The sequence below is a fragment of the Cutibacterium modestum genome, from assembly GCF_008326345.1.
Lineage (GTDB): Bacteria > Actinomycetota > Actinomycetes > Propionibacteriales > Propionibacteriaceae > Cutibacterium > Cutibacterium modestum.
This window is the reverse complement of the sequence record NZ_BJEN01000002.1, coordinates 146,279-170,087: the sequence shown is the minus strand read 5'-3', so window position 1 is coordinate 170,087 and position 23,809 is coordinate 146,279. Positions and strand designations below refer to the sequence as shown.

Below are 23,809 nucleotides of genomic sequence, written 5' to 3'. Positions count from 1 at the left end.
CTTCGCGCCATCGCAATGGTCCTTCCGTTCCGTTCTCACGCCAACGGTCACAGATGGGCCCCACGTAAGGGTTTCCAACCAAAAGCCATGACGCGAGCTTGTGTCGAGTGGATTTTCATCGGCAGATCTTCGGACTGGGGTTCAACCCGTTTCAGCACCTTCCCAGGTCTCACTGGCCCAGTGGCATGCGCTGAGACGGTCACCGTCACCGCTGCGCGTCAGCCCCGGAATCACACCGGAGTTCCCTCACACCCATTTGGGTTACCGATACACATATCCTATCAATAAAGACCTTAAACTGATCAACACTCCCGTCACACAGGCATGTCGGGCACGACCCTCACAAGGCCCTTCGTATCTACATGCACCAGACCAATTGTGCGTCTACACCTCCATCCACGAGGGAATTTAATTGCATAGGAATCCATTATCCTGGTCGCCTCGGGAAAATCACCTTCTCGAGTCTGAACCTCACGGTATAATTCATCTTCAGAAACAACTCGATATTCCTCAAGAATTCTAATTTCTGCCGGAATCCCCAATTGCGCGAGACCGCCCGCAAATAGTAAATGACGAGCTTGTGAAACACTGACCTTTTCTCCCTGTGCTGCTGCGAGGGCATGATCCCAGGCCGTCGGTAATCCAGTGGTGTCAATAATGATGACGTGCCGTCGAGCCTGCCGAACCAATGCCCGCAAGGACGCCGCCAGATCGAGATTCCAGTACAAGGACCACGCAGCGAGAACGGTGTCGAAAACCTTTCCTGTGTCCATGGGCCATTGCCCCTGGATCGTCTCGATCTTGACTTCCTCGATTTCAGCATTCTCCGAAAGCACACGGAGCATGTCCTCTGAGCGGTCTACGACAGTCACACGGCAGCCGCGTTGTGCCAGCGGAATCGCGAACCGTCCGGTTCCGCCGCCAACGTCAAGGATTGATGACTCAGGTTCGACGATACTGGTCACAGCGCCGACCTGAGCCAGGGAACTGCACGTCAAACCTGCGTGCTGGTCGTAGACCGCTGCGTGCCCATGCCAAAACGCCTTTTCCTGTTCCAAAGATCTGCGCGCGGGGTCCGATCTCCTATCGTTCTCCCACAGCCCGAAGTAATCACTAATCCTCATCGGCGCCTCCCATGTTCATCGGGACCAATCCTGTGGCATTGCCATCCTCCTACTACGGGAGGACACTCCGATTCGACCGCCAGCACGATGTGCGACGAGGGGCCTGGACAGCACAGTGGATGCCATGTTAACGACAACCCGCCCCAACCCTCACGCCGTCGCCGAATCTGTCCGCGGCGCTGACCTGCGCGCCCTCGAACTGACGAAGACCTACGGGACGACTCGTGCCCTCGACCACGTCGGCATCGCCATCCCGGCCGGCCAGTCGGTCGCCGTCATGGGGCCGTCCGGATCGGGCAAGACCACCCTGCTGCACTGCTTGTCGGGGATCCTCTCGACCGACTCCGGAAGCATCGAGCTGGGTCTGCCCGACCGCGTCGTCAACGTCGAGAGCCTCTCCAATGAGAGTCGGGCGCAGCTGCGTCGTCAATCCCTGGGGTTCGTCTTCCAGCAGGGGATGCTCGTCCCCGAACTCACCGCCGTCGAGAACACCGCCCTCCCCCTCATGCTCAATGGTGCCTCTCGATCGCAGGCCATCGGGTACGCGGCGCAGTGGCTGAACTCAATGGGGCTGGGAGGCATGGGGGACCGACGCATCGGTCAGCTGTCGGGTGGCCAGGCCCAGCGGGTCGCCATCGCGCGGTCCCAGGTCATCGATCCGGCCATCGTCTTCGCCGACGAACCGACCGGCGCTCTCGACTCAGCGACCGCCGTCGAGGTGATGTCCATCCTGCTTTCCGCGACGACCGGGCGGGGACGGACCCTCGTCGTCGTCACCCATGACGAGGACGTCGCCCGCCGCTGCCAACGCATCCTGCGCCTGCAGGATGGCCGGATCGTCTCCGACGAGATGCGTCACTCCGACGGGAGGTGGTGACCATGACCACGACGCCCGCCATTGAACCAGGAACCGCAGATCAGCAGATCCCGTCGATCTCCATCCCCGAACCACTCGGGACCACAGCGGGACGCCCGGCGACCTCGTCGATCCTCAGCATGACCCTGCGTGCCTCGGCCGCTGACCACTCCACCTGGCGGCTCCCGGTAGTCGCCTTCGCGGTCATCACGACGATCATCCTTGACGTCACCGGCGGTGCCGTCATGATGTGGCACCTGCCTGGGGAGAACGCCGCCTTCTACCGGCTGACGTCCTCGATCGCCGTCATCCTGCTGGTGTTGCCGCTGACGACCCTGGCCTCCTCAGCCGCACGGTTGTCCGCCCGACGCCGCGACGACCGGCTGTCCTCCCTGCGACTCGTCGACGCGTCCTCCCATCTGCTGCGAGTCATCACCCTGGCCGAGGCTGGCCTGCAGGCCCTCGTCGGATCCCTGCTCGGCATCATCGGCTACCTCATCTGCGTACCACTACTGGGACGGTTGTCCTTCAACGGCAGCCAGATCGGGGCGGGATCGGTCCTGCTCGAACCTGCGCCGGTGGCCGGGGTCATCCTGGCCCTGGTACTCCTCGCCCTCACCAGTTCCGCCATTGGCTTGCGCCGCGTCGACGTCTCTCCCCTCGGGGTGCGGATGCGCAGTCAACCCCGCTCGGTGTCGTGGATTCGGCTGGCCATCGGGGGTGCCATTGTCCTCGTCATTTTCTCCTCGAAGGCTGTGCTCAGCGTCCTGGGAAGTCAGACCGGCGTGGTCGGTGCGTATGTCTTCCTCGCCATCGTGCTGGCGGCCGTCGTCGAGCTCGCCAACATCATCGGCCCCAAACTGCTGTCGATGTACTTCAATCACCGCCTCAACAAGGCCAGGAGCGCGACCGATCTGGTCGCGGCCCGTCAGGTGCTGGAGAACCCGCGCTCTGCCTGGACCCAGGTCGCCTCTCTGGCAGCGGTATGCGTGGTAGGAATGCTCGCAGGAACCGGGGCCGCCATGATGCAGGCGACGAACACCAGCGCTGACCCGACTGCCCAGTTCATCGGGCAGGACTTGCAAACCGGCACCATCCTGCTCATCGTCTTCGCCTTCGCCACGGTGGCCTGCTCAGTGGGGGTCAATCAGGCCTCTGCGATCCTCGACCGTCGCTCGGTCGAGGTGGGTCTGGACGTCGTTGGGGTGGATCTGGCCGCCCAGGACAAGGTGCGACGGATCACCGTCATCTCACCGATGAGGTTCGCCATGGTGACGGGCCTGGTCGCCACCGGACTATTGGTCGTCCCGATGGTGGGGGTAGCCCTCGTCGTGAGGCCGGTGACGATCCTCGTGACGGTCGGCACCATTCTCATCGGTTCAGGCATGGTGCGACTTGGTCTGTGGGCTACCCGTCCGACTCTGCGTCGGGTCCTCAACGACGGGCTAGCCCGGACCGAATAAGAAGAAGGTTAGCGCCACTGCTCGTCGCCGGGGCGCTGCTCGATCCCGTCCATACCGAATCGCCAGACCTCGTCGATCCAATCCCTCCTTATGGAATTGATCTTGCTGGCCACGGCCATGGTGCCAGCCACCATGACGAGACCCACGAGGAGGGGCTTATTCATGGCACCATGATAGGCGTCCTCGACCGACTCTACCCTGACCCCAGGAGTGCCTTCGCGCTGGTCTGACGATGCCGCTTTACCGCCAGCAGGCTAGCCACCAAGGCCGCCAAAGCCCAAGCCACCACGGTTAGCAGGGATTCGAAGGTGGGATTGTGGCCGGCTACCACGGCCTGCACCGCCCGCAGGGCCGGGTTGAGTGGGGAGACGGCATCGGCCCAGCGCACCGAAGCCGGAACCGTGCTAGCCAGCCCAGAAGCTACCGTCGCGGTGACCAGGACGACGCCGAGGAGGCGCCCCAGCCCGTGCAGCCATGCCGCCAGGAAGTGATTGACCAGCCCAAACATGACCCCGACGAGCAACAACAGACTCCCCAGACCGATTGTCCTCGGCACCGAGAGTTCCAGAGCCGTACCACCGATAATGGCAAGGCCGATACTCACCGCGACGCTCACCACCGCCCCAACCGACATCGTCCGGGCTAGCAGCCCCAGAGTTGAGCGTGAAGAGGTGAGTGCCCCCGACGGCACCGTCCGGGCCACCAACCACGTCGCTAGAGCGGCGATCCAGGCACCCAGGACGAGCAGTACTGCGACGACGGCTACCGAGGTCGCGATAGCCGGTCCATCCCCATTGACAGGTGAAGATACGACGTCGGCAAGCCTGGTGCGGTCATCCTGAGAGTATGTCGGCACTTTCTTAGCCCCGGCTGCCAACTGGTTGGAGAACTTGCCGGTGCCCTCAGCGAGTTTTCGGGCTCCTGAGTCGAGCTTGGCCATCCCGGAGGCAAAAGTTCCAGCCCCCGTCGAAGCCTTCACCAGACCGTCGGAGAGACGATCCACCCCGCCAACATACCGGTCGACGCCATCCTGGAGTTTCGAAGTCGAGCCAGCGGCCTTGTTCACCCCAGCGGTATAGGCGTCGACCCCGTGCGCAAGGGTGGTGGCCCCCGACGACAGCTTCGCCCCACCGGTTTTAAGCTGCTGGGATCGGTTGGCGAGAGCCTGGGCCCCGGTAGCGGCCTGGTGGATGCCATCACGCAACTCGGTAACTTGCTCGACCATCCTCGGTAAACCGATGCGCAGTCGCGTGGTGAACTCATCGACCCCTCGGGACAGTCGTGAGGAACCATCGGCTAGTTCATCGATACCGTCATCGATGCTCCTGCCAGAATTCGGGTCCTTGATCGCCATCGCCTTGACGGCCACTTCAGACCCTACCCGCACACCCAGGGCGTATCCGTCGGTCATCGCGTCACGGACGATAGGCAACAGGTCATGGCACTCCTGTGCGGTGTGGCGTCGCATGCACCGATGCAGGAAATTGGCCTCCCCCCGGGCCAGAGACTCCTCGTTAAGCTCAGCGGTTTTCTTGCCTGAGGCGTATTGACGAATCTCGGTGCGGTAACCCACCAGGCTGCCGGTGAACTGGTTGATGCCATCAGCAAGCTGCCGGGCCCCACCGGTGAGCCGGTTGAGCTGGGAGGGATCGATCTTCCCAGTAGCGGCAGTGATCTTGTCGTCCATGGCCGTCAGACCGGCCGACAGCTGCCCGATCCCGTCGACGACTTTCCCGGTGCCGTCAGTGTAGGTCGCCACCCCACTGGCCAGCCCATTGGCCCCTCGGCTGAGCTGCTGACCCTTATTGGACAGGGTCGTGAGTCCCCCGGAGAGCTGAGAGACACCGTTGGTGAGCTTGCCGCCGTTGGCCGACAGCTGCCGGGCTCCCCCGCTGAGCTTCGTCAAGCCCGAGGTGAGAGTGGCCGCCCCGGCGGAGGAACGCCTGGTGCCGTCGGCGAGTTTCGTGGCCCCGTCGTTAAGTTTCACGGCCGCACCGGCCATCCTGCCGATCTGTTGAGCGAACCGGTTGAAACCGATGTAGACGTTATCCAGGTAACTCGAGGTCAAGGTAGTGTTGAGGGAACGTCGCGCCACCTGGGCAGTGAGCTCGGCGATCGTGGTGTCGGTGACCGGAGAGGTCTGGGAGGCCGTCACGTCAATAAGGGCTTTTCTGGCCTCGCCGGCATCGTTGGCGGAGAAGGACGTGGCATCAGCCGAGAAGGACTCGGGAATCGTCACTACCACCGAGTAGGTGCCGTCCTGCAACCCTTCAGCGGCTCCCTGGGCGTCGGTGAGCGTCCAGTCAATGGTGTGGCCATCTGTGAGATGCGAACCGGAATCCATAAGGGCAGCGGTGAATTCCCGGCCCATCGGCACCAGTTGCCCACGGACCTCGACGGCCCTGTCCTCATTGACGATGGCCGCTCTCACCCGTCCCAGTCGATCGGTGGTGTGCCAGGTCGTTCCAACCAACCCGGCCACCACCAGCAATGGGACGAGGACAAGAGCCACCACCGCCGGCCACCTCAACCTGATCGTGGAGTGGGAACGTTCGGTCATCATCGGGCACCTCCGAGAGACGGCTCAAGTTGAGTTTCGGTCAGGTCATGGGTGGTCTGTGGGCAGAGCCAGTCGATACGGCCGCGACGCTGAGCACCCAGAATCACCGCAGCATCGCCAACCTCACGGGCCAGGGATTTCAGCAGATCACGGGTGGTGGGATCGACGATCCGGTCGGCGTGATCGATGAGGAATAGACGTGGAGGTCTGCCAAAACGTCGAGGCGGATGGGTGACAGCCTTCATGGCTGCCTCCAAATCCTCGACAAAGTTGGGGGAGGAGGAATCGAGGAACCATGCCACCCGACGCACTCTGGAAGCCCGCTCGGGCAGTAGCAGACCACCCGACCTCATCCGGCCGTAATCCAGCGGCAACCGTCCTCCCACCGCTAGCAAGACGGCCGAAACACTGCTCTGAGATCCGACGATGGCCTGCACCTGGCACGGCTCAACGTGGAGGTCGAGGCCTTCGAAAAGTCCGTCCACCCCAATCCCCTCAGCGTGCAGCGCCTCGGTGTGGTCCGATGTGGGCCAGGCGGCCAATTTCTCCTCGTGGGCGATTCCTTCTCCCTCGATGTCAAGACGCGGCAGGCATCGATCCAGCCATCCAGGCAGCCACCAGGCCTTGTCGCCGAGCAGGGCCATTACGGCCGGTACGAGGGTCATTCGCACCAGGAAGGCGTCCGCGACGATGCCAACGGTCAAGGCCAGGGCCATTTCCTTGATGGCGTTCATGCCTTCGGGGATGAAGAAGATGAAGACCGAGACCATGATGACGGCGGCTGCCGTCACCACCTTCCCCGAACCAATGAACCCCCTTGTCACAGCGCCTTTAGCATCACTAGTGTGCACATATTCCTCACGCATCCGCGAGACCAGGAACACCTCGTAATCCATTGCCAGCCCAAACAGGATGCCCATGACGACAATGGGCATGAAGGAGATGATCGGTACCGGACGATCCAGGTTCACCAACTGCAGGCCGAGGCCACGGTTGAAAACGATCTGGCAGACCCCAAAGGCGGCCAGCACCGACAACAGGTACCCAATGGTGGCCTTGACGGGCACTGCGATGGATCGGAACACCACTGTCAACAGCACCAGACATAGCCCGACGACGAGGATCCCGAACGGTACCAGGGCGGCCCCTAGACGCTGCGAAACATCAAGTTTGATAGCGGTCAGCCCGGTGACGGCGGTGTCTACACCGTACGTGTCGCGCCACTGAGCCTCATGGTCACGCAGGACACGTACCAAGTCGTTGGTGGCCTCGTCAGCCGGCCCGGTAGTCGGAAGCACCTGGATCATCGCAGTGTCGGCATCCCGATTCGGCACCGCCAGCGCAACAGTGTCAACCCCGGGGATCTTCTCAATATCAGCCTTCAGCCCGTTGACTATCCTCATCGGGCCGTGAGAGGAGACGACGTCGGCGGTGACGATGACCGGCCCATTGAACCCTGGCCCGAATTTCTGCTCCAGAACGTCGTAGGTCTGCCGCGCGGTGTTGCTGGCCGGCAATTCTGCAGCGGTGGGCAGGGAAAGACGCAGATCCTTCATGGGGATAGCCAGGGCTCCCAGTCCCACCACAACAACAAGGATGGTCGCCAGTGGCACCCGCGTAACGGTCCGCACCCACCACCCGAAGATACCCCCGGGGTGTTCCCCCTTTCCCACAGTCTTATCCTCTGCATCATCGACTTTGCCGGTAGCGGTTGCGATGCGGTTAGTGTTTCTGGCCGATTTCGCCGTCGTCCCGTCCGGCACCTCTACTCGTGCTTCGCGAGATTTTCGGGGGCGCAGCCTCTCCCCCATCAGCCCCATGAAGGCGGGGAGCATCGTTAGGGCAATAACCACGGCCAGAGCCACGCCGATAGCTGCAAAGACACCCATGACGGTGAGGAACGGGATCCTAGCGATGGCCAAGCCAATGAGGGCGATGACGACCGTGGTCCCAGCGAAGACCACTGCCGAACCCGAGGTCGCGACGGCTCGAGCAGCCGATTCCTGCACCTCGGCGCCGTCACGCAGCTGGTCACGGTGACGCGACAGGATGAATAGGGCGTAGTCGATTCCGACGGCCAGCCCAAGCATGACCGCCAGCATCGGTGTGACAGAGTTGACCGTGGTGAATCTGGTGAGGATCGCCATGCCCGAGTAGGTGACCCCGACCCCGAGCACGGCCGTAACGATGGGCATTCCGGCTGCCACCAGGGACCCCAGGGTGACGGAGAGGATGACGAGAGCCACCCCAACTCCAATGACCTCGGTGATTGACAGGGACGGCAGCGTCGCCTCGAAGGCCTGGCCCCCCACATACACATGGGACCCTGAGGGCAGATCCGATTGGATCTCGTTGCCAACCCTGATCAGGTCGTGGCGCCCGGAGTCAGGGAAGGTCACCGAGCTGTTCTGCCCCAGCTCCACCTGGATAACAGCTGCGGTGTGGTCCTTGTTGACCATCCCAGTGACGTACTTGTTCCACGGGGACGTCACCCCGGTAACGAGAGTGAGGTCCTTGAGCTCGCCCACCCCTTTCTCGATCCGGGACCGGATAGGTTTCGACGAGACGTCGGTGCCGCCAGGGACGGTGACGACGACATTGGCGCTCAGCGCAGAGGAGTGCGGGAAGGCCACTCGGAGTTTATCCCAGGCCACCTGGGACGGCGCCCCCGGAATGGTGAAGGAATCGTCGTAGTTACCGTGCAGAGTAGCTACTCCTACACCAAGCAAGGCCAGCAGGACCAGCCACAGTGCCACAACGGTCCTGGCCCTCCGAAAGCACCACACTCCGAGATCGTGAAGGAAGGAGGACATCATCACCCCTCGGTTGGAATCACCTGAACACCACTCAATACACTCATGTATCCGATGTAGCATCGTATCTGATGCATCCACATATTCAACGAGTGGTTGCACGTCAACTCCCCGGAGTTCTCATGACCACAACCAGTGACACTCCTCCAATCTCAGCACGCCGCGCGGCTACCCAAGCCCGGCTGGCCGACGCCGCCGTTGCCGTTTTCGCTCGCAAAGGGGTCCCGGGATCGACCGTCGAGGAGATCTGCGAGGAGGCCGGGTTCACCCGCGGCGCCTTCTACTCCAACTTCGACTCCAAGGACGACCTATGCACCACGGTGCTGCGGCGCTACGCCGAAAAGAACCTTGCCACCCTGGGGTCCTCCTTAGACTTCCCCAACGATGGCCATGAGGCACTGCGTGACCGCATTCACGACATCATCGCTCTGTTCGCCTCAGCGGTCGGTTCCGATCCCCTGACGACCATGGCGATCCTAGAGATCACCATTGAGGCAGCACGAAATCCACAGCTGCGCCAGGTCTACCGACAGGTCGAAGACACCATCACCCCTGCCTTGCGTCAGATGGTCGAACAGGCTCTGCGAGACCACGACGTCACCACCACCATCGCCATCTCCGACCTCGTCGAGGTCACCCAAGCCGTCTTTGACTTCCGGGTGCTGGCGGCGATGGCGTCAGGACGCCAAACCGACATCGACCGCATGACCAACCAGCTGACGACGATGGTGCTGACCTTCGTCCACCCCATGTGACCCCGTGACGAACCCTCCCGGGTACGCCACCGGCCCTGCACTTGTGCAGGGCCGGTGGCGTGTCGGCAAGGAAGAGTCAGTAGCCCAGGATCTTCTTACGCTCGGGCAGCCATGCGATGGCGTCACGAATCCCATCCGCCTGGGTCAGCTGCGCGCTCCAACCAAGCAGTTCTTTGGCCCGACGGGACACCGTGTAGGCGCCTGCGACATCACCAGGACGCGGCGGACCGTAGACGACATTGAGCGATTTTCCAGTGCCCTCTTCGAAAGCCTCAACGAGCTCCTTGACGGTAACTCCGCTTCCGGTACCGACATTGAATACCTGATATGGGTCCTCGGTTGTGACCTCATCGAGATGCTCCAGGGCAGCGACGTGGGCGCGAGCCAGATCCCAGACGTGGATGTAGTCACGGATACCTGAACCGTCGCGAGTCGGCCACTCAACCCCCGTGACGGTGAAAGTGGAATCCTCCATCCAGGCGTCGATCATCTTGCCAAGCACATGGGTGGGATGCTCAATCTGTTGACCGGTACGCAGCTTCGGATCCGAGCCGATCGGGTTAAAGTACCGCAGGCTGAGCGCCTTAAGATCGGAGGCGTGGGCGGCGTCACGCAGGATGAGTTCCACCATGAACTTGGTGGTGGCATAAGGGGAACCGGGGTCCAGAGCGGACTCTTCAGTGACCTTGAACTCCTCGTCGGTGGCATAAATTGACGCCGAGGAAGAAAACAAGATGCGGTGTACCCCGTTGCGCTCCATTCCCTTAAGCAGCGCGACTGTTTTGCCGACGTTGTTGTCGTAATAGGTCAGCGGCTCATCGACTGATTCGGGGACGATGATCTTGGCGGCGCAATGGACGACGGCGCCGATCTGGTTCTCGGTGAAGACGCGATCAAGTAGGTCCTGGTCAGCGATGTCGCCTTCGTAGAACGTGCGGTCGCGAACGAATTCGCGGCGTCCTGCGGATAGGTCGTCCAACACGACAACCCCGTGGCCAGCTTCCTCGCAGGCTGAACCAACCGTCGATCCGATGTAACCGGCCCCGCCGGTGATGAGAATCTTCATGGGAACCTTCCGTAACGTCGAACTCGTTGCAGTCAAGTCTAGGTGCGGCTCACCAGCCTCGATGGCTGGCATGGGCTCTATGTGGTAAATTGGTCACCAACGATGCGCGTTGCCAGCCCACGCATCACTCGCAGCCACGCTCAACCAATATTCCACGGTTGGTTTCGCTTTCTAGACTTGCGGTCATGGAGGACACCGGATCGCACACCCAGCCCACGGAGAACCGTTCCAACGGCTCCCGCGGGGCGGGGGTGCGCGCCCGTCTCAATCGGTTCAATCCGAGCCGCAACAACGTTCCCCAAATCAGCATCCCTGGCATGGAGGAGGTGCTGGACCCTAAGCTCGATGACGGTCGCCCGACCGACACCGAACGGGCATGGTGGGGAGACGTCACCCTGACCCTCGTCATGGCCGTCGTGACAATCGTTCCCTACCTCGTCAGCCTAGTGGAATGGCCGTGCCCGGAGTACGTCGCCGCCCTCTTCTCATCGATGGTCATGGTGGCCTCCCTGCCGATGCGTCGCGAGCAACCTCTCCTCATGATGACCTTGGTCGCCATTGGGGCGGCCATCCAGTTCTTTTTCGTACCTTTCCCTGTGCTGAGCATCTTCGTCGTCCCGATCGCCTCCTACTCGGTGGCAAGGTGGGTCGACGGCCACCAGTCCCGCTGGGTGCTGTGGGTGGGAGCCGTGGGCTCAGTCATCGGGCCAATGAGGTGGAGCCCCACCATTGCCGCCGGTTACGATCCCTCGTCGGGAACGCCGTGGGTGCTACTGGTACTGGCCATGACAGTGTGCGCGGGCCTAGTCCTCACCCCATACGCGGTGGGCCGCCGATTGCGGGAATCCGCCCTCATCGACTCCCAGCAACGCATCGTCAAAGCCCAGCGGTACCGGGCGATCCTCGCCGAACGTGAACAGCAGGCCAGAGTCGCCGAAGAACGCACCCGCAACGAGATCGCCCGGGAACTCCACGACATCGTCGCCCACTCGTTATCGGTCATGATTGTGCAGGCCGAAGGCGGCAAAGCATTAGCAGCAAAAAAACCCGAGAAGGCCCCCGAAGTACTCGACACCATCGCCGAGACCGGGCGTGAGGCCCTCCTTGAGATGAGGAGAATCGTCGGGGTACTGCGTCAGGACACCAACGCCGAGTTCTCCCCTTCCCCCGGTCTGGCTGAGATTCCCGATCTAGTGGAGAAGTCCGGAGTGAAAGTTGAACTGAGGGTGACTGGGGAGGAGCCGGTCGTCTCCCAGACCCTCGGACTCGTGGTCTACCGCGTCGTTCAGGAAGCCCTCACCAACGTCCTTAAACACGCTGGCCCGAGCGCCCACGCCACCGTAACCCTTACTTATTCACCTACCGCGATCCACGTGGAGATTCTCGACGACGGGTATGGTGCTGCCGTCCAGGGGGACGGCCGCGGGCACGGCCTAGAGGGGATGCGGGAGCGCGTGACGTCGATGGGTGGCAGGTTGGAAGCGAGTCCCAGGCCCGAGGCAGGTTTCCGGGTGCACGCCGTCCTACCGGTGAGGACGCAATGACCATGGCTCCCTGGAACCAAACTGGAAAACCACCGGCTAGCGACTGTCGCAAAACCGATCCCTAATACCACTAAGATACCATCAGGCCATGCGAACCCCCGGAATCATGAAATATCCGAGCATCATTCTTGGCGCCTATTCCGCCGCGATTAGTCTTTTAGGATTGATTACTCTGCCGCTCCTGCTTCCATCTCATGCGCCCCTGAGCGAATCTGTGGGGATTCCTGTCGCGTCCTGGCTCGTAACTCTGGTCCTCGGTATACTTGCGCGCCCATTCCCCACAAAGTTGACCGGTAAGATCGACGCCAACACCATGAAAAATTTCATATGCAAGAAGATGTATCTCGCGTTCTACCTGATGGGTTGGTCTTCAATCATCCTCTTCGTGCTGGCGTTCCTGCTGCATCTTTCCAGTGCATTCACCGCCCTGGGCATGATTGCAGACGGCGCGACGATCTTCCTCCTTCTTTATCCAACCGAGCAACGCTGCGAGCGATTTGCCGAGTCCTGGTGCGGCGACCGTTACAATCCGACGGACCCAGAGATCGATAAATTCTTGCACGCCAGGCACCTCCTGACTCCGGGCTACGACGGCCAACCGTCCGCACCAGCCGAGCTATGAGACCTCGTCACCGCCATCACTAATCTGAGGAATCACCCAGCAATTCACCCAAGAACCCGAACCGCTCGCGATCGCATGGCACCCAGGCAAGCAACTCCTCGGGTGTGAGTGGATCGGCAGTTCCGTGCGGTCGCGAGGTAACGATGGCTCCAACGAGAGCGGCGACGTCAAGCTTACGGGCCAACGACACCTGCCACCCCCAGCTCCAGGCCAGACCAGCCAAGGTCGCATCTCCGGCACCTGTGGTGTTGACCGGGTTGATGGCCACCGCCGGGATGCGCGCCTCCTCGCTAGTGCGAGAGTCCACACCGATGATCCCTTCCCCGCCACAGGTGACGACGACCACCGGCACGTGCTCGGCAAGGGCTCGGGCCGCCCGCACCGGGTCGCCGGTGCATGTAAGTTGCATCGCCTCGGCGGCATTGGGCGTATAGCAGGTACATCCCGACACCGCGTCGAGCAATCCCGGGTCGTACCCCTCCTCAAATCCGTGGTCTGCGATCACTGGTATTCCCGCGTCGGCAGCCTCATGCAGCCACGTGTCCGCGGGCACCGACACGTGGGTGACGACGGCGTCGATTCCGTCAAGATCCGGTTCGGGGAGCGGGTCTGGAAGCACGGTTTCCACCGTCGTCATGGCCCGCTCGGTGCCACGCGCCTGGCTCATCGTCACCGGGAGAGCCCAGCCATGGTTGATTGGGCTCGGGGTCAAGTCAATGCCCCAGTCGGCCAATTCCCGACGACACATCTCGGAGTTAGGGTCGTCACCTAGACCCGTCAGCAACTGGACCCGCGCACCCAGGCTTGCCGCGATTCGTGCCGTGTTGGCGACCCCGCCCCAGGTGGCGACAAAGTCGGTACCGTAACGCTCCTCGCCTAATTTGGGCAGCTCGTCAATTCCAGAAATGACAAGGTCACGGAAGGTGATACCGGCGGTAAGCAGCCGAGGATGACGGTTGACGGACATGGGTGTGGCTCCTGAGCGCGATTTGGTCGCCCCCAGCATAGGCAGCCGCTGTCCCCGGTAATCTGTAAAGGTAGGTAATGTCACGAGGAGCGGCGATGTTTACCACCGACACCTTGATCCAGGGTCTGTGCCCCCAGCCCCGCCAGGTGCGACTCGCCAAAGAACGATTCCCCTTGCCGTCGGTGCTCACCTGGGCAGGCCCCGACGAGGTCACCGATGCCGTTACGATCCTCGCCGAGCGACTGGCTCCGGCGCTCGACATCGTGCGAGCACCATCGCACGATGCCTCCCTCGCCGTGAGACTGAATCCTTCCTTGGAAGCGGAGGGCTACCGCATCGAGATTGACGCAAAGATCCGTATCTCCGCCGGCAGCTCACACGGCGCGCGTTGGGCGGTGCAAACCCTGCTCCAACTGCTTACCCCGTGGGTTTACGGGCCCGGAGCGCTAGCCCGCGAGCACCTGTGTCTCCCGACGGGCGTGATCGTCGATGCCCCGCGCTACAGTTGGCGCGGGGCTCACCTGGACGCCTCGCGACACTTCATGCCCGCCTCGTTCATCATGAAGTTCCTGGATGTGCTGGCCATGCATAAGCTCAACCGGTTGCACCTGCACCTCACCGATGACCAGGGGTGGCGCCTGCCGGTACCGGGCTGGCCGCGTCTAACCACGGTGGGGGCGTGGCGTCCGGGGACGGTACGAGGTCACCAACCACCACCCGACGACAACGATTGTGACGACGTCACCGAGCACGACCACATACCCCACGGTGGCGCATACACCGTCGACCAGTTGCGCGCCATCAATGAGCGGGCGAGCATGATGGGCATCACGATTGTGCCGGAAATCGACCTACCGGGACACACCGAATCGGTGGTAGCCGCCTATCCCGCGCTGGGTTGCGGAATACCAGTGCATCATCCACGCACCGCTTTCGGGGTGTCACAACACCACATCAACCTCACCGGCAGCTCCTTGACCTTCTGCCGCGACGCCTTGGACGCCGTAATGGAGGTATTCCCAAACTCACCGATCCACATCGGTGGCGACGAATGTCCCGGTAAGGAGTGGTTTGGACACCCGGCCACCCGCGCCCGGCTGGCCGGGCTAGGTATCACGACCCCACACCAGGCTCAGGCCTGGTTCGAGCGCCAGATCTGTGACCATCTCGCCACCGCAGGGCGTCAGGTCATCGCCTGGGACGAGGTGTTGGAAGCCGGTGCACCCGGGGAGGTCACTGTGATGGTGTGGCGGGACACCGACGACATCGCCCGCGCGGCTGCCGCCGGTCACGATGTCATCGCCGCACCCGCCAGGCACACCTACCTAGATCACGGCATCGAGGCGGGTCCGCAAGCGCCAGTGACGATCGACGCCCCGATGACCATGCACGATGTCGCCAAGCTGCACGATGTGCTAGCCGCGGTAAACTCCCCACGCCTGTTGGGCGGGCAGTTTCAGCTGTGGACCGAATACCTACGCACCCCTGCCCAGGTCGAGGATGCGGCCTTCCCACGTGGCACGTCGATCGCCGAACAATTATGGACCGGCAACCCGGCTCGACCACTGTCGGACTTGGAGGCCCAAACTCGCCGTCTCACCGCGATGGGGGTCAACTGGCACCGGTGATGGCATCGATACCGGCCACTGCCATCATGAGCAAGCAAGCCATCGAGTTCGACCAACTGAACCACCCCCGGGTGAACCGGGTGGGGTCAGTTGGATCGAAACTCTCGTGAGTCCAGCCTGTACCACCATCGGTGGCGAGGATTGTTGCCAAACAGTCGCGGGCCTCAACGTCGTCCCCAGTGAGCCCCTGCACCGCCAAACCAATGTGCCAGATATAGCCCTCTGGGCTGTGCGGGCTGCCAACGCCCCGGGCTGTCGGGCCGCTGAACAGGTACGGGTTAGCCTCGCTGAGCACCCAGCTGCGGGTGGCCTGGTAGAGCGGGTCGTCACGGCCGAGGTCGCTGGTGAGCGGCAGGGAGAGCAGGGACGGCATATTCGCGTCGTCCATCTCCAGCACCGATCCGAGCCCGTCTACCTCGTATGCAAGGTGGTCGTTGACGATGGCGAACTGCCTCACCCCGGCGTCGATCTCGTCGGCTAGTTTCGCGGCACGCTCGGCGAGGTCCTCGTCGTCCCAGACGCGACAGAATTCGCCAATCTGGCGCAGGGCACGCATCGCCATGAACTGAGCCGGAATGTTGTAGCCGTAACGACAGACGTCGTCAGAGGGCCGGAACCCGCTCCAGGTCATCCCTGTGTATCCCACAGGTCCTCCTGACCCGTCGGCACCGAGAGTGTCAACGGGTTCGCTGGGACGCACATGACGGTAGGTCGACCGAGCGTGGTCCTGTTCCAGGCTCCACACCTCAACGAGGCATTTGCACCCCTCATGCACCGCGTTGTCAAGATGGTCTGAACGCGCAGTACGCTGCCAAAACCGCCATGCGAGGTCGACAGGGAAGGCCATCGAATCGACCTCATACTTGCGCTCCCACAACTCGTCGGCCAGGTTGAGGTCATCGGGGTCGAAGTGCGCCCCGGTCGAGCCGGGATTGAAGGCGTTGGCGTAAGGGTCGACGCCGATGCAATGCCACTGGCGGGCGATGACGCCACCGATCTGATGAGCCACCTCGGGGAGGTCGCACATCGTTAGGAATGGCCACAGTTGTGCCGAGGAATCGCGCAGCCACATGGCTGGAATGTCTCCAGTTACGACGAAGACTCCGTGCTCGTCGCGGGTCATGGTGCGAGTCCACGTGTCCGTCATCCACGCCACAAACCGGCTCTCAGCCCGTCGGCCCAGGGCCTCGTCAATGCCTTCGCCTATGCCCTGGGCGATCTGGGCGCCGATCTCGTCTAGACGCCGCTGCAAAGCAGCTGTCAACTCGCAGGCCGTCACGGATGGGGCTCCCAGGTGGTTACCCGCTCATCGTCCAACCCGGGAACCCACATGTTCCCCTGACCCTTGAGTCGGTCGCCGAGCGTGAGAACCCAGGCTCCAGCGGCTCTCCCAGCGCGCAGTCCGAAGGCGGAGTCTTCAATGACGACACATCTAGTCGGGTCGGCCCCTAGCCGTTCCGCTGCAGTCAGGTAGGGGTCGGGAGCCGGTTTGCCGGCGGCGACGTCGTCCACTCCAAGGACGGCGTCGAAAAGGTCCAGCCAACCTTGTAAGGCCAATCCGTCACGCACCAGACGCGTCGGGGAATTCGACACCACCGCGATAGGCACGTGACCGGCGAGCCTCCTCACCAGGCGGTCCGCCCCGGGCATCGGCTCGGTATTGCCAGCCAGGTTGGCGTCAAGAATGTCCATGAAACGCCTTACGGTAGCCTGTGGGTCTGCCTGGGGAAAGTCTCGCAGATACAACTCGAGGATGTCGTCGACAGTGCCCCCGTCAACCTCGGCGCTGTCGACATCAGTCAGAGAAGTTCCCCACAACTGTTCGGATGCCACGCACCAGGCTGGCAGGGTGTTGAGCAGGGTCCCGTCCATGTCGAAGAGGATGGCATCCACCTGCTCGGGCAAGTTCATCGTCACCATTCAAAATCCATCTCTCTACTAGGGCCGATCGGTTCCACGTCACGCAGGACACCGACGGCGCTGGCGTCCATATGACCAGGGCGCACCCCGATCGCCTCCAGCAATAATGGTGTCACCTCGTGGCTGCGGATGGGATCGGTACGCAGCAATGGATCCGGCAGCGTCCCGCCAATGTGGTGAGCGGCCAGGAAACTGCGACGCACTTCGACCTCATCCTCCCCGTGGCCTCCCTCGGGCTTATGCCCGTGGTCGGTAGTGACGGCGATGAGCCATCGTTCCCCGAGCTGCTCGTGACGCTCAGCAACGGCCTTGACCAGGTGACGGGTGAGTTCGTCAATGTGACGCACAGCCTGCCGGTATTGCTCAGATTCCGCCCCAAAGGTGTGCCCGGCGTGGTCGACCCCCTCGAAGTAGACGACGGCGGCGTCCGGGCCTTCGTGCAGCAGGTGCCAGGCGGCCCACGACGACACTTGTTCATCGGCCCGATCGATGCCTTGCGACAGGTCGGGGCCAAAGAGCTGGTGCTGGCCGGTGCGCTGCTGGTCCACCCGCTGGTGGATGATCGGGCCGGGCCCGTAGGGGCTAACGAAGGCGTCCCAGGTGGCTGCGGCGATGGTGCGCGCAGCCGGGTTGGCGAAGAAGACCTGGGAGAGAATGTCGGGGTGACGGGCCAGGTCGTGACCAACAAACTCGTTCCACCACACATTGCACTGCTCATGGGTGGCGCCGGTGAGGATCGTCGTCCAGCCGGGAGCCGAGTCAGTAGGTGGAGTCATCCACATGGGGATGATCGTGCCCTGGGAGTGGTAGTCACCTCGCACCAGACGGGCGAGGGTCGGGGCCAACCCGCTGGGGGCCTGATTGGCAGACAGGGTGTGGTCCAGAGCTGGGGCCGGGTGTTCGGGAACCGGCCCGCCCTCGCCCACCCCGCGCACAAATCGCGGGTCTGCCGCGTGATCAGGCTGGGCGAATCCGGGATTGTGCTGCAGTGCCTCGGGCAGCGCCATGTCAAGGCGTATCCCATCGATGCAGACAAGAAGCAGTTTCATCGTTGGCTCACTCTCAATGTCATGATCTGGAAGGGACGCAGCACGATGTCGATCTCGCTCGCGATCCTCACCGGGAGCTGCTGGGTTGGTTCGCTCACGGGCTCCTCAAGCAGGTCCACCTCGGTGGGTTTGCCGCCTCGGTCCAACAGCAGACGCACCCGGCTGCGGCCTCCGTCAGCCTCATGCAGCCGCACGACGAGATCCCCCGAGCCGTCGAAAGCCTGTTTGACGGCATCAATGACGGCCATGCCGCGCACCGACTCGATTCGGGCTAGGCTGCGCAGACGCAGCGCGCCGTCGCGTACCTCGAGCGGCTGGTTGAGGCGTGCCGCTTCGACGTGCGCCGAGGCGATGTCGGCGTCAACGAGCAGGCTGTAGACGAGATGGTGACGTCCTCGGTCTGGGTGAGGATCTGGGCTCTGGGGGGAACGCAGCAGGGTGAGCCGAGCCATCACTCCACCAGGGGGAGTGTGATCGTCCCCGCCCGCCGGGTTCACATCGTGGCCATAGTTGGACTGGTTGACCAATGCGATGGCGTAGCCGGGCTCGCCCAGCAGCATCCACCGCTGACCGCAACTCTCGAAGTGAGCGTCGTCCCAGGACGTGTTGGCACCAATTGGTCGCTCGATGTGGCCGAACTGGATCTCATCGATGCTGGTACGTGCAGCCACATCGAGGGGGAAGTCCACCTTGAGCACGCGGGCCCGCTCCGCCCAGTCGATGTCGAGGCTGAACTCAACCGCCCGGCTGTCGGCGTTCAGGGTGACAGTCTGGATGAAGTTGGAGTTCTCAGCGCATCGTTCGATCCGCACGGTGCTTCGCAGCGGGTCCTCGACGACGGACAGGTCGGCGACCTCGTCGACCGGGTCGGCGCTGTGCCGGTACTGGCGCTGCAGCTCCCAGGCATCAAAACAGTCGGGGTGGTCGGGGTGCAGGACAAGCCGGTTGGCGCACTGCCCGGGCAGTAAAACTTCGCGGCCAGCCACCAGGTCGACGATCGAGTTTACCAGCCCGTCGCTGGCACCGATACACACCTCGACCAATCCATTGGTCATCCGGATCGTCTTGCGTCCGGACTGCGAATGTACCGAGTGCTCGGGTTCGACCACGGCATCGGTCAGCGGTTCCGCCGCCATGGCTGGCACCTGCACGAGCGTGGGTCGACCGTCGACGGTGACGACATCGCGACGATCCGTCTGGGAGGGATTGACCAGGCTCAGCCCCGCTCTCTCCTCGCCACCTGTCTGTGACAGTGCCTGCCAGGCGTCGTTCATGAGCTGATCCAACTCAGCACGAATGGCGGTGAACTCAGCGATGGCTTCTTGGTTCACCCACGCAATCGAAGACCCGGGCAGGATGTCGTGGAACTGCAGCAACAGGGTGCGCCGCCACAGCTGCTCCAGCTGCTCGTGAGGGTAGGGGTGGCCGACGCGGGCTGCCACGGTCGCTAACCATTCGGCAGCTGCGAGCTTAGCCTCAGCGCATCGGTTACCGTATTTGAGACCATGGACGGAGGTGTAGACGCCTCGATGGAATTCCAGGTACATCTCGCCGCGCCACACTGGGGCCTGCGGGTAGTCATCACGAGCGCCGTCGAAGTAGTCACCGGGCGATCCCAGCTGCACCTGAGGGGCGTCCTCCAAGTCGGCGAACCGGTGGACACGTTCCACCTGTTCGGCGGTGGGCCCACCACCACCGTCTCCGTATCCGAATGGCAAGATCGAGCGCCGGGCCACACCCTTCTCCTTGAAGTTCGCCTCGGCCTTTTTGACCTCTTGGGCGCTGACGATTGAGTCGTAGCAGTCCACCGGCGGAAAATGCGCCCAGATCCGAGTCCCGTCGATGCCCTCCCACCAGAAGGTGTGATGGGGAAGGGTGTTCGCCGTGTTCCAACTAAGTTTTTGGGTGAAGAACCAGTTCATGCCGGCCAATCGGGCGATCTGAGGCAGCGCACCGGTGTAGCCGAAGGAATCTGGCAGCCACAGGCAGTCCGGACGCACCCCAAGGTGGTCGCGCATCCATCGCAGACCGTTGGTGAACTGTCGCACCAATGACTCCCCGGAGGGCAGGTTGGTGTCGGACTCCACCCACATGCCGCTCACCGGGTGCCATTGGCCCCGCTCGATGGCGTCCCTGACGCGCTCAAAAAGTTCCGGAGAGGAGTCTTTGAGCCAGGCGTAATGCTGGGCGCTGGTGCAGGCGAAGTGGAAGTCGGGATACTCCTCGGCCAGGGCGACGACGTTGGAGAAGGTGCGTACCACCTTGCGGCGGGTTTCACGCAATGGCCACAGCCACGCTGAGTCGATGTGCGCGTGTCCGATGGCCGTCATCTGCTGGGCCGACGAGTTGGCCCCTGAATTCAGGTACTCAGCAAGGATCCGGCGGGCCTGCGCGGCACCGGCGATGATCCCATGGTGATCGACCTCGTCAGCAGCCCGTTCCAAGCCGTGGAGCAATCGAGCCCGATGAGTGGAGTCGGCTGGCAGCTGGTGCATGAGCCCGTCGAGGATGTCAACGTCGAGCCACAAACCCCACACCTCATTGCGGCGCACTGAAAGCTCTGCTCCCTTGAACTGCCACAGTGGCTCATTGCCTGCAGTGCGACGGTCTCCCAGCTCGGTGGGGCCACCCAGGTGCAGGGTCATGTTCGGATTGCCGGCGGCCTCCACCCACACCTCGACACGCCCGTCGGCCGCGATAAGGGGTTCACCCTCCTCGGCGAACCGTTTGGCTAGCACCCCGTGGTTGAGCGCGATCCTATGGTTGCGTGGGTTGAGGGCCTTGAGAGGACGCCCTGCGGGGGTGTACACCATCGCCTCGGACTGGTTTCCGGCCCAGTCACCGACGAATCCGAGGTCTATCGATAGGTCAACCTCTTTGTCGGCATGGCCAGCAGGAAGAGTGCCAGTGACGTGCAGCCACCAGGTGCTCCACGGGGCACCCCACCACGTGCCAGGCGGGAACGGCTGGTAGTCGGCGGCGGTAGCCTGCGCGAAACCCACCGGCTCGCCAGGGACCGGCCAGGCTGTCACCTCCAACGGGCAGATCTGCCAGGTAAGTTCTCGTTCGAGACGTTCCTTGAGGTAGCCGATCCGGTCCTGGGTGAGGTCGGTGTGATTATGCATGGTCGTCCACGAGATAGTCCAAGCCGTCGAAAGCGTCGGCGAAGTCGTTGAGGAGTTGCTTGGCGACGTATACCGAGTCGACGAGCGGGTGGTGGCCGAGGGCCAGCAAGGCGTCCGTGCGGCTGTGGTTGACGGCAGCATCGATCGTGCGCTGCTCGACGTACTTGGCGTTGACAACGAGCCCTCGGGCGTGGTCAGGCAGCGGTGGGGCAGGCAATCGATAGATACCTGTACCATCGACCCGACACGGGATCTCCACGACGGCCTCGTCGGGCAGGTCGGGAAGGGCCCCGTGGTTGGCGACATTGAAGACAAGCTCGGCGGGCACGTCGTTGGCGATGGCGTGCATAATCGCGAGGGCAACCTTGTCGTATCCGCCAGTCTCCAAGTCGGCGTCATCGCGCTCGAATTCACCCGAGACCTCGCGGTTGGTGGCCATGTACGTCTCCTCGCGCTCCAAACGGGTGGCCTCCCACAGCCCGGCGACGTCGTCAGCATGTTGGGCCTTGGTGTAGAAGCAACGCTGCTGTGCCTCCAGGAACGCTCCGCGCGGGGCCTCTGCTGCCTTGTCAACGGCGAGGTCGTCGCGTGCGAAGTAGTAGTAGTGCAGGTACTCGTTGGGCACGGCACCCAAGGCTTGCACCAGGTCAGCACCGAAGAGCCGACCCTCCTCGAAATTCTCGATAAGGTCGGGACGCTCAAGCAGACGCGGCAGGACGTCGGTCCCGTCGACCTCCAGACCGGTGATCCAGCCCAGATGGTTGAGCCCGCTGTAGCCGATGTGGACACGTCCGTTTCCGTCGAACAGGGATCCCAGGTCGTCCGGTGCCAGCCCAGCGCCCTGAAGGGTGGTGAGGATGCGACGGGCAAGGCCCACCGGTGAGTCGCAGATGCCCACCACCTGGTCTCCCAGGCGACGCTGCATGACCTCGGTCATCACCCCCGCCGGGTTAGTAAAGTTGATGACCTTGGCGTCGGGGGCGTACTGCGTGATCTGCTCGACGAGATCGAGCACCACCGGGATCCCTCGCAGCGCGTACGAGATACCGCCAGCCCCGACGGTTTCCTGACCGATGACCCCGCGAGCTAGGCATATCGACTCATCAAGGGCGCGTCCGCGAGTACCGGCAACACGGATAGCCGAAAAGATGAAGTCGGTGCCCGCCAAGGCAGTGCGCAGGTCTGTGGTGGCCACGACCAACGGTGGGTGTGGCAAGGTGGGGGTCAGCTGGGCCAAAACTGTTTCGATAACGCCTAGCCGGAGGGAGTCGGTGTCGTAGAGCCGCAGTTCGGTGACTCGCTGCGGTGAGGTGTCGCGCGCAAGAGCCTTGAATACCAACGGGACGCGGAACCCCCCACCACCGAGAATGGTGAGTTTCATGCGGTAATGACCTCCATGCCTGTTAATTCGCAGTGTGCGTCGAAGTCCGGAGGCGGTGGCCCGGACGTGATGATGCCGGTGACCTCGTCGATGGTGAAGGGTGAGTGCGCCCCGGTACCGGGGAACTTTTCGGAGTCGACGAGCAGGTAGCTGCGGCTCGCCGCATCGACGATCGCTTGCTTGATCTGGGCCTGGGAGCGACTCGTGTCACGCACCCGCCCGTTGGCGTTCACCCCTGAACAGCCTAGGAAAGCCAGGTCAGCCTGGTGGTGGGTCAGCGCGTCAGCGACGAACTGGCCGTCAAAGCACTGGTAACGCTCCGACCACGCTCCCCCAAGCACAACCACAGTGACATCCGGGGCGCTCTTGAGGGCCTCAAAGACAGGCAGGGAGGCAGTAAGTACAGTGATGGAGCTCCCGGCGAGCAACCCAGACAAGTGGTGGACGGTAGTGCCAATGTCCATGATGATTGTGTCGCCGTCGCGGACGAGCTCGGCGGCCTTGCGGGCGATCGCGGCTTTGGCTTGAGTGCGATAGTTCATGACGTCACCAAAGTGATCATCCACGTTGAAGGCGAGTTGGATGCTTCCCCAGGAGCGCTCGATGACACCTTTATCCTCCAGGGCAATGCAGTCGCGTCGGACAGTAGCCAGGCTCACGTTCAAATTCCGAGCAATGTCGACGGTGCGCATGGCAGGCCGGTCGCGGAGCAGTTCGACGATCGCGTCATGACGAGCGGCCTTGAGCATGTGCTCCATGGTAGCGATCTATGGGCACCGGTCTATAAGCTTCCGTCAATTCAATCACTTTTCGTCATTCTATCGCCCACTGACCGCTACAGTGATCTCACGAGCCAACCTCTGCCGGTTGGTTTGCCCACCCTCGAATCAAGCTTTGACAAGGTCGTTGCCTGGAGATTACCTACCGTTAACCTCG

Annotated in this window: 18 protein-coding genes and 1 riboswitch; of the genes, 6 read left to right on the top strand and 12 right to left on the bottom strand. The window is 62.7% G+C overall.

The genetic code is table 11. The annotated features are described in order from the left end of the window. Positions 1-103: 103 nt before the first annotated feature. Positions 104-284: riboswitch (cobalamin riboswitch) on the bottom strand. A 30-nt stretch (positions 285-314) separates the two neighbouring features. Beyond that, the gene (locus F1563_RS05355) at positions 315-1,124 is read right to left on the bottom strand and encodes a class I SAM-dependent methyltransferase (protein ID WP_002529302.1); all 810 of its coding nucleotides are present in this window, start codon (positions 1,122-1,124) and stop codon (positions 315-317) included. Between the two features lie 124 nt (positions 1,125-1,248). Between F1563_RS05355 and F1563_RS05350 the strand changes: the two genes are divergently transcribed. Beyond that, positions 1,249-2,001 carry an ABC transporter ATP-binding protein gene (locus F1563_RS05350; protein WP_002529303.1) on the top strand — a complete coding sequence of 251 codons (753 nt, stop codon included), beginning with the start codon at positions 1,249-1,251 and terminating at the stop codon, positions 1,999-2,001. Then, complete coding sequence (locus F1563_RS05345) at positions 1,995-3,443, top strand: ABC transporter permease family protein (RefSeq protein WP_002529304.1); 1,449 nt, start codon at positions 1,995-1,997, stop codon at positions 3,441-3,443. Before F1563_RS05350 ends, F1563_RS05345 begins: the two co-directional genes overlap by 7 nt. A gap of 8 nt (positions 3,444-3,451) precedes the next feature. On the opposite strand, the gene F1563_RS13545 is transcribed toward F1563_RS05345, so the two are convergent. The 3 genes from F1563_RS13545 to F1563_RS05335 are packed head-to-tail and all read right to left on the bottom strand — an operon-like array spanning position 3,452 to position 8,819. After that, positions 3,452-3,607 (bottom strand): hypothetical protein, encoded by a 156-nt coding sequence (locus tag F1563_RS13545; protein WP_002529305.1) that lies wholly within the window; start codon positions 3,605-3,607, stop codon positions 3,452-3,454. Between the two features lie 29 nt (positions 3,608-3,636). After that, entirely contained in the window at positions 3,637-6,006 is a 2,370-nt protein-coding gene (locus tag F1563_RS05340; protein ID WP_002529306.1) for a YhgE/Pip domain-containing protein, read from the bottom strand. Continuing rightward, positions 6,003-8,819, bottom strand: coding sequence for an MMPL family transporter (locus F1563_RS05335; protein WP_002529307.1), 2,817 nt, complete (start codon positions 8,817-8,819; stop codon positions 6,003-6,005). The genes F1563_RS05340 and F1563_RS05335 overlap by 4 nt, the downstream gene beginning before the upstream one ends. Positions 8,820-8,938: 119 nt before the next feature. On the opposite strand from F1563_RS05335, the gene F1563_RS05330 reads away from it, so the two are divergent. Beyond that, positions 8,939-9,571, top strand: a complete 633-nt coding sequence (locus F1563_RS05330; RefSeq protein ID WP_002529308.1) for a TetR/AcrR family transcriptional regulator — start codon at positions 8,939-8,941, stop codon at positions 9,569-9,571. Between the two features lie 76 nt (positions 9,572-9,647). Here the strand turns inward: F1563_RS05330 and galE are convergent, their stop codons facing one another. Then, positions 9,648-10,709 (bottom strand): UDP-glucose 4-epimerase GalE, encoded by a 1,062-nt coding sequence (galE, locus tag F1563_RS05325; RefSeq protein WP_002528490.1) that lies wholly within the window; start codon positions 10,707-10,709, stop codon positions 9,648-9,650. A gap of 113 nt (positions 10,710-10,822) precedes the next feature. Here galE and F1563_RS05320 point away from each other — a divergent pair, with 113 nt between their 5' ends. After that, the gene (locus F1563_RS05320; protein WP_002533963.1) at positions 10,823-12,181 is read left to right on the top strand and encodes a sensor histidine kinase; all 1,359 of its coding nucleotides are present in this window, start codon (positions 10,823-10,825) and stop codon (positions 12,179-12,181) included. 88 nt (positions 12,182-12,269) lie between these two features. Next, the gene (locus tag F1563_RS05315; RefSeq protein WP_002546563.1) at positions 12,270-12,803 is read left to right on the top strand and encodes a hypothetical protein; all 534 of its coding nucleotides are present in this window, start codon (positions 12,270-12,272) and stop codon (positions 12,801-12,803) included. Between the two features lie 19 nt (positions 12,804-12,822). Here the strand turns inward: F1563_RS05315 and F1563_RS05310 are convergent, their stop codons facing one another. After that, positions 12,823-13,770 carry a carbohydrate kinase family protein gene (locus tag F1563_RS05310; protein WP_002528487.1) on the bottom strand — a complete coding sequence of 316 codons (948 nt, stop codon included), beginning with the start codon at positions 13,768-13,770 and terminating at the stop codon, positions 12,823-12,825. A 95-nt stretch (positions 13,771-13,865) separates the two neighbouring features. On the opposite strand from F1563_RS05310, the gene F1563_RS05305 reads away from it, so the two are divergent. Further along, entirely contained in the window at positions 13,866-15,398 is a 1,533-nt protein-coding gene (locus F1563_RS05305; RefSeq protein ID WP_002528486.1) for a beta-N-acetylhexosaminidase, read from the top strand. Here the strand turns inward: F1563_RS05305 and F1563_RS05300 are convergent. Genes F1563_RS05300 through F1563_RS05275 form a run of 6 tightly spaced genes read right to left on the bottom strand, consistent with a single transcriptional unit; the run spans position 15,382 to position 23,631 of the window. Continuing rightward, positions 15,382-16,677 carry a glycoside hydrolase family 125 protein gene (locus F1563_RS05300; RefSeq protein WP_002528485.1) on the bottom strand — a complete coding sequence of 432 codons (1,296 nt, stop codon included), beginning with the start codon at positions 16,675-16,677 and terminating at the stop codon, positions 15,382-15,384. The genes F1563_RS05305 and F1563_RS05300 overlap by 17 nt on opposite strands. Next, positions 16,674-17,318 carry an HAD family hydrolase gene (locus F1563_RS05295; RefSeq protein ID WP_002528484.1) on the bottom strand — a complete coding sequence of 215 codons (645 nt, stop codon included), beginning with the start codon at positions 17,316-17,318 and terminating at the stop codon, positions 16,674-16,676. The genes F1563_RS05300 and F1563_RS05295 overlap by 4 nt, the downstream gene beginning before the upstream one ends. Then, complete coding sequence (locus F1563_RS05290) at positions 17,312-18,367, bottom strand: alkaline phosphatase family protein (protein WP_002528483.1); 1,056 nt, start codon at positions 18,365-18,367, stop codon at positions 17,312-17,314. The genes F1563_RS05295 and F1563_RS05290 overlap by 7 nt, the downstream gene beginning before the upstream one ends. After that, positions 18,364-21,492: an alpha-mannosidase gene (locus F1563_RS05285; protein WP_002546564.1), complete on the bottom strand. Its 3,129-nt coding sequence runs from the start codon at positions 21,490-21,492 to the stop codon at positions 18,364-18,366. Before F1563_RS05285 ends, F1563_RS05290 begins: the two co-directional genes overlap by 4 nt. Continuing rightward, positions 21,485-22,873, bottom strand: coding sequence for a 6-phospho-beta-glucosidase (locus F1563_RS05280; protein WP_002528481.1), 1,389 nt, complete (start codon positions 22,871-22,873; stop codon positions 21,485-21,487). Before F1563_RS05280 ends, F1563_RS05285 begins: the two co-directional genes overlap by 8 nt. Then, positions 22,870-23,631 carry a DeoR/GlpR family DNA-binding transcription regulator gene (locus F1563_RS05275; RefSeq protein WP_002528480.1) on the bottom strand — a complete coding sequence of 254 codons (762 nt, stop codon included), beginning with the start codon at positions 23,629-23,631 and terminating at the stop codon, positions 22,870-22,872. Before F1563_RS05275 ends, F1563_RS05280 begins: the two co-directional genes overlap by 4 nt. Between the last annotated feature and the right edge of the window lie 178 nt (positions 23,632-23,809).

What these genes read in the sequence shown, in the direction of transcription:
- F1563_RS05340 (WP_002529306.1), bottom strand. Translation starts at nt 6,006, where the DNA reads ATGATGACCGAACGTTCCCACTCCACGATCAGGTTGAGGTGGCCGGCG.
- F1563_RS05330 (WP_002529308.1), top strand. Translation starts at nt 8,939, where the DNA reads ATGACCACAACCAGTGACACTCCTCCAATCTCAGCACGCCGCGCGGCT.
- galE (WP_002528490.1), bottom strand. Translation starts at nt 10,709, where the DNA reads ATGCCAGCCATCGAGGCTGGTGAGCCGCACCTAGACTTGACTGCAACG.
- F1563_RS05350 (WP_002529303.1), top strand. Translation starts at nt 1,249, where the DNA reads ATGTTAACGACAACCCGCCCCAACCCTCACGCCGTCGCCGAATCTGTC.
- F1563_RS05285 (WP_002546564.1), bottom strand. Translation starts at nt 21,492, where the DNA reads ATGCATAATCACACCGACCTCACCCAGGACCGGATCGGCTACCTCAAG.
- F1563_RS05295 (WP_002528484.1), bottom strand. Translation starts at nt 17,318, where the DNA reads ATGGTGACGATGAACTTGCCCGAGCAGGTGGATGCCATCCTCTTCGAC.
- F1563_RS05290 (WP_002528483.1), bottom strand. Translation starts at nt 18,367, where the DNA reads ATGAAACTGCTTCTTGTCTGCATCGATGGGATACGCCTTGACATGGCG.
- F1563_RS05310 (WP_002528487.1), bottom strand. Translation starts at nt 13,770, where the DNA reads ATGTCCGTCAACCGTCATCCTCGGCTGCTTACCGCCGGTATCACCTTC.
- F1563_RS05320 (WP_002533963.1), top strand. Translation starts at nt 10,823, where the DNA reads ATGGAGGACACCGGATCGCACACCCAGCCCACGGAGAACCGTTCCAAC.
- F1563_RS13545 (WP_002529305.1), bottom strand. Translation starts at nt 3,607, where the DNA reads ATGAATAAGCCCCTCCTCGTGGGTCTCGTCATGGTGGCTGGCACCATG.
- F1563_RS05315 (WP_002546563.1), top strand. Translation starts at nt 12,270, where the DNA reads ATGCGAACCCCCGGAATCATGAAATATCCGAGCATCATTCTTGGCGCC.
- F1563_RS05275 (WP_002528480.1), bottom strand. Translation starts at nt 23,631, where the DNA reads ATGGAGCACATGCTCAAGGCCGCTCGTCATGACGCGATCGTCGAACTG.
- F1563_RS05305 (WP_002528486.1), top strand. Translation starts at nt 13,866, where the DNA reads ATGTTTACCACCGACACCTTGATCCAGGGTCTGTGCCCCCAGCCCCGC.
- F1563_RS05335 (WP_002529307.1), bottom strand. Translation starts at nt 8,819, where the DNA reads ATGATGTCCTCCTTCCTTCACGATCTCGGAGTGTGGTGCTTTCGGAGG.
- F1563_RS05280 (WP_002528481.1), bottom strand. Translation starts at nt 22,873, where the DNA reads ATGAAACTCACCATTCTCGGTGGTGGGGGGTTCCGCGTCCCGTTGGTA.
- F1563_RS05355 (WP_002529302.1), bottom strand. Translation starts at nt 1,124, where the DNA reads ATGAGGATTAGTGATTACTTCGGGCTGTGGGAGAACGATAGGAGATCG.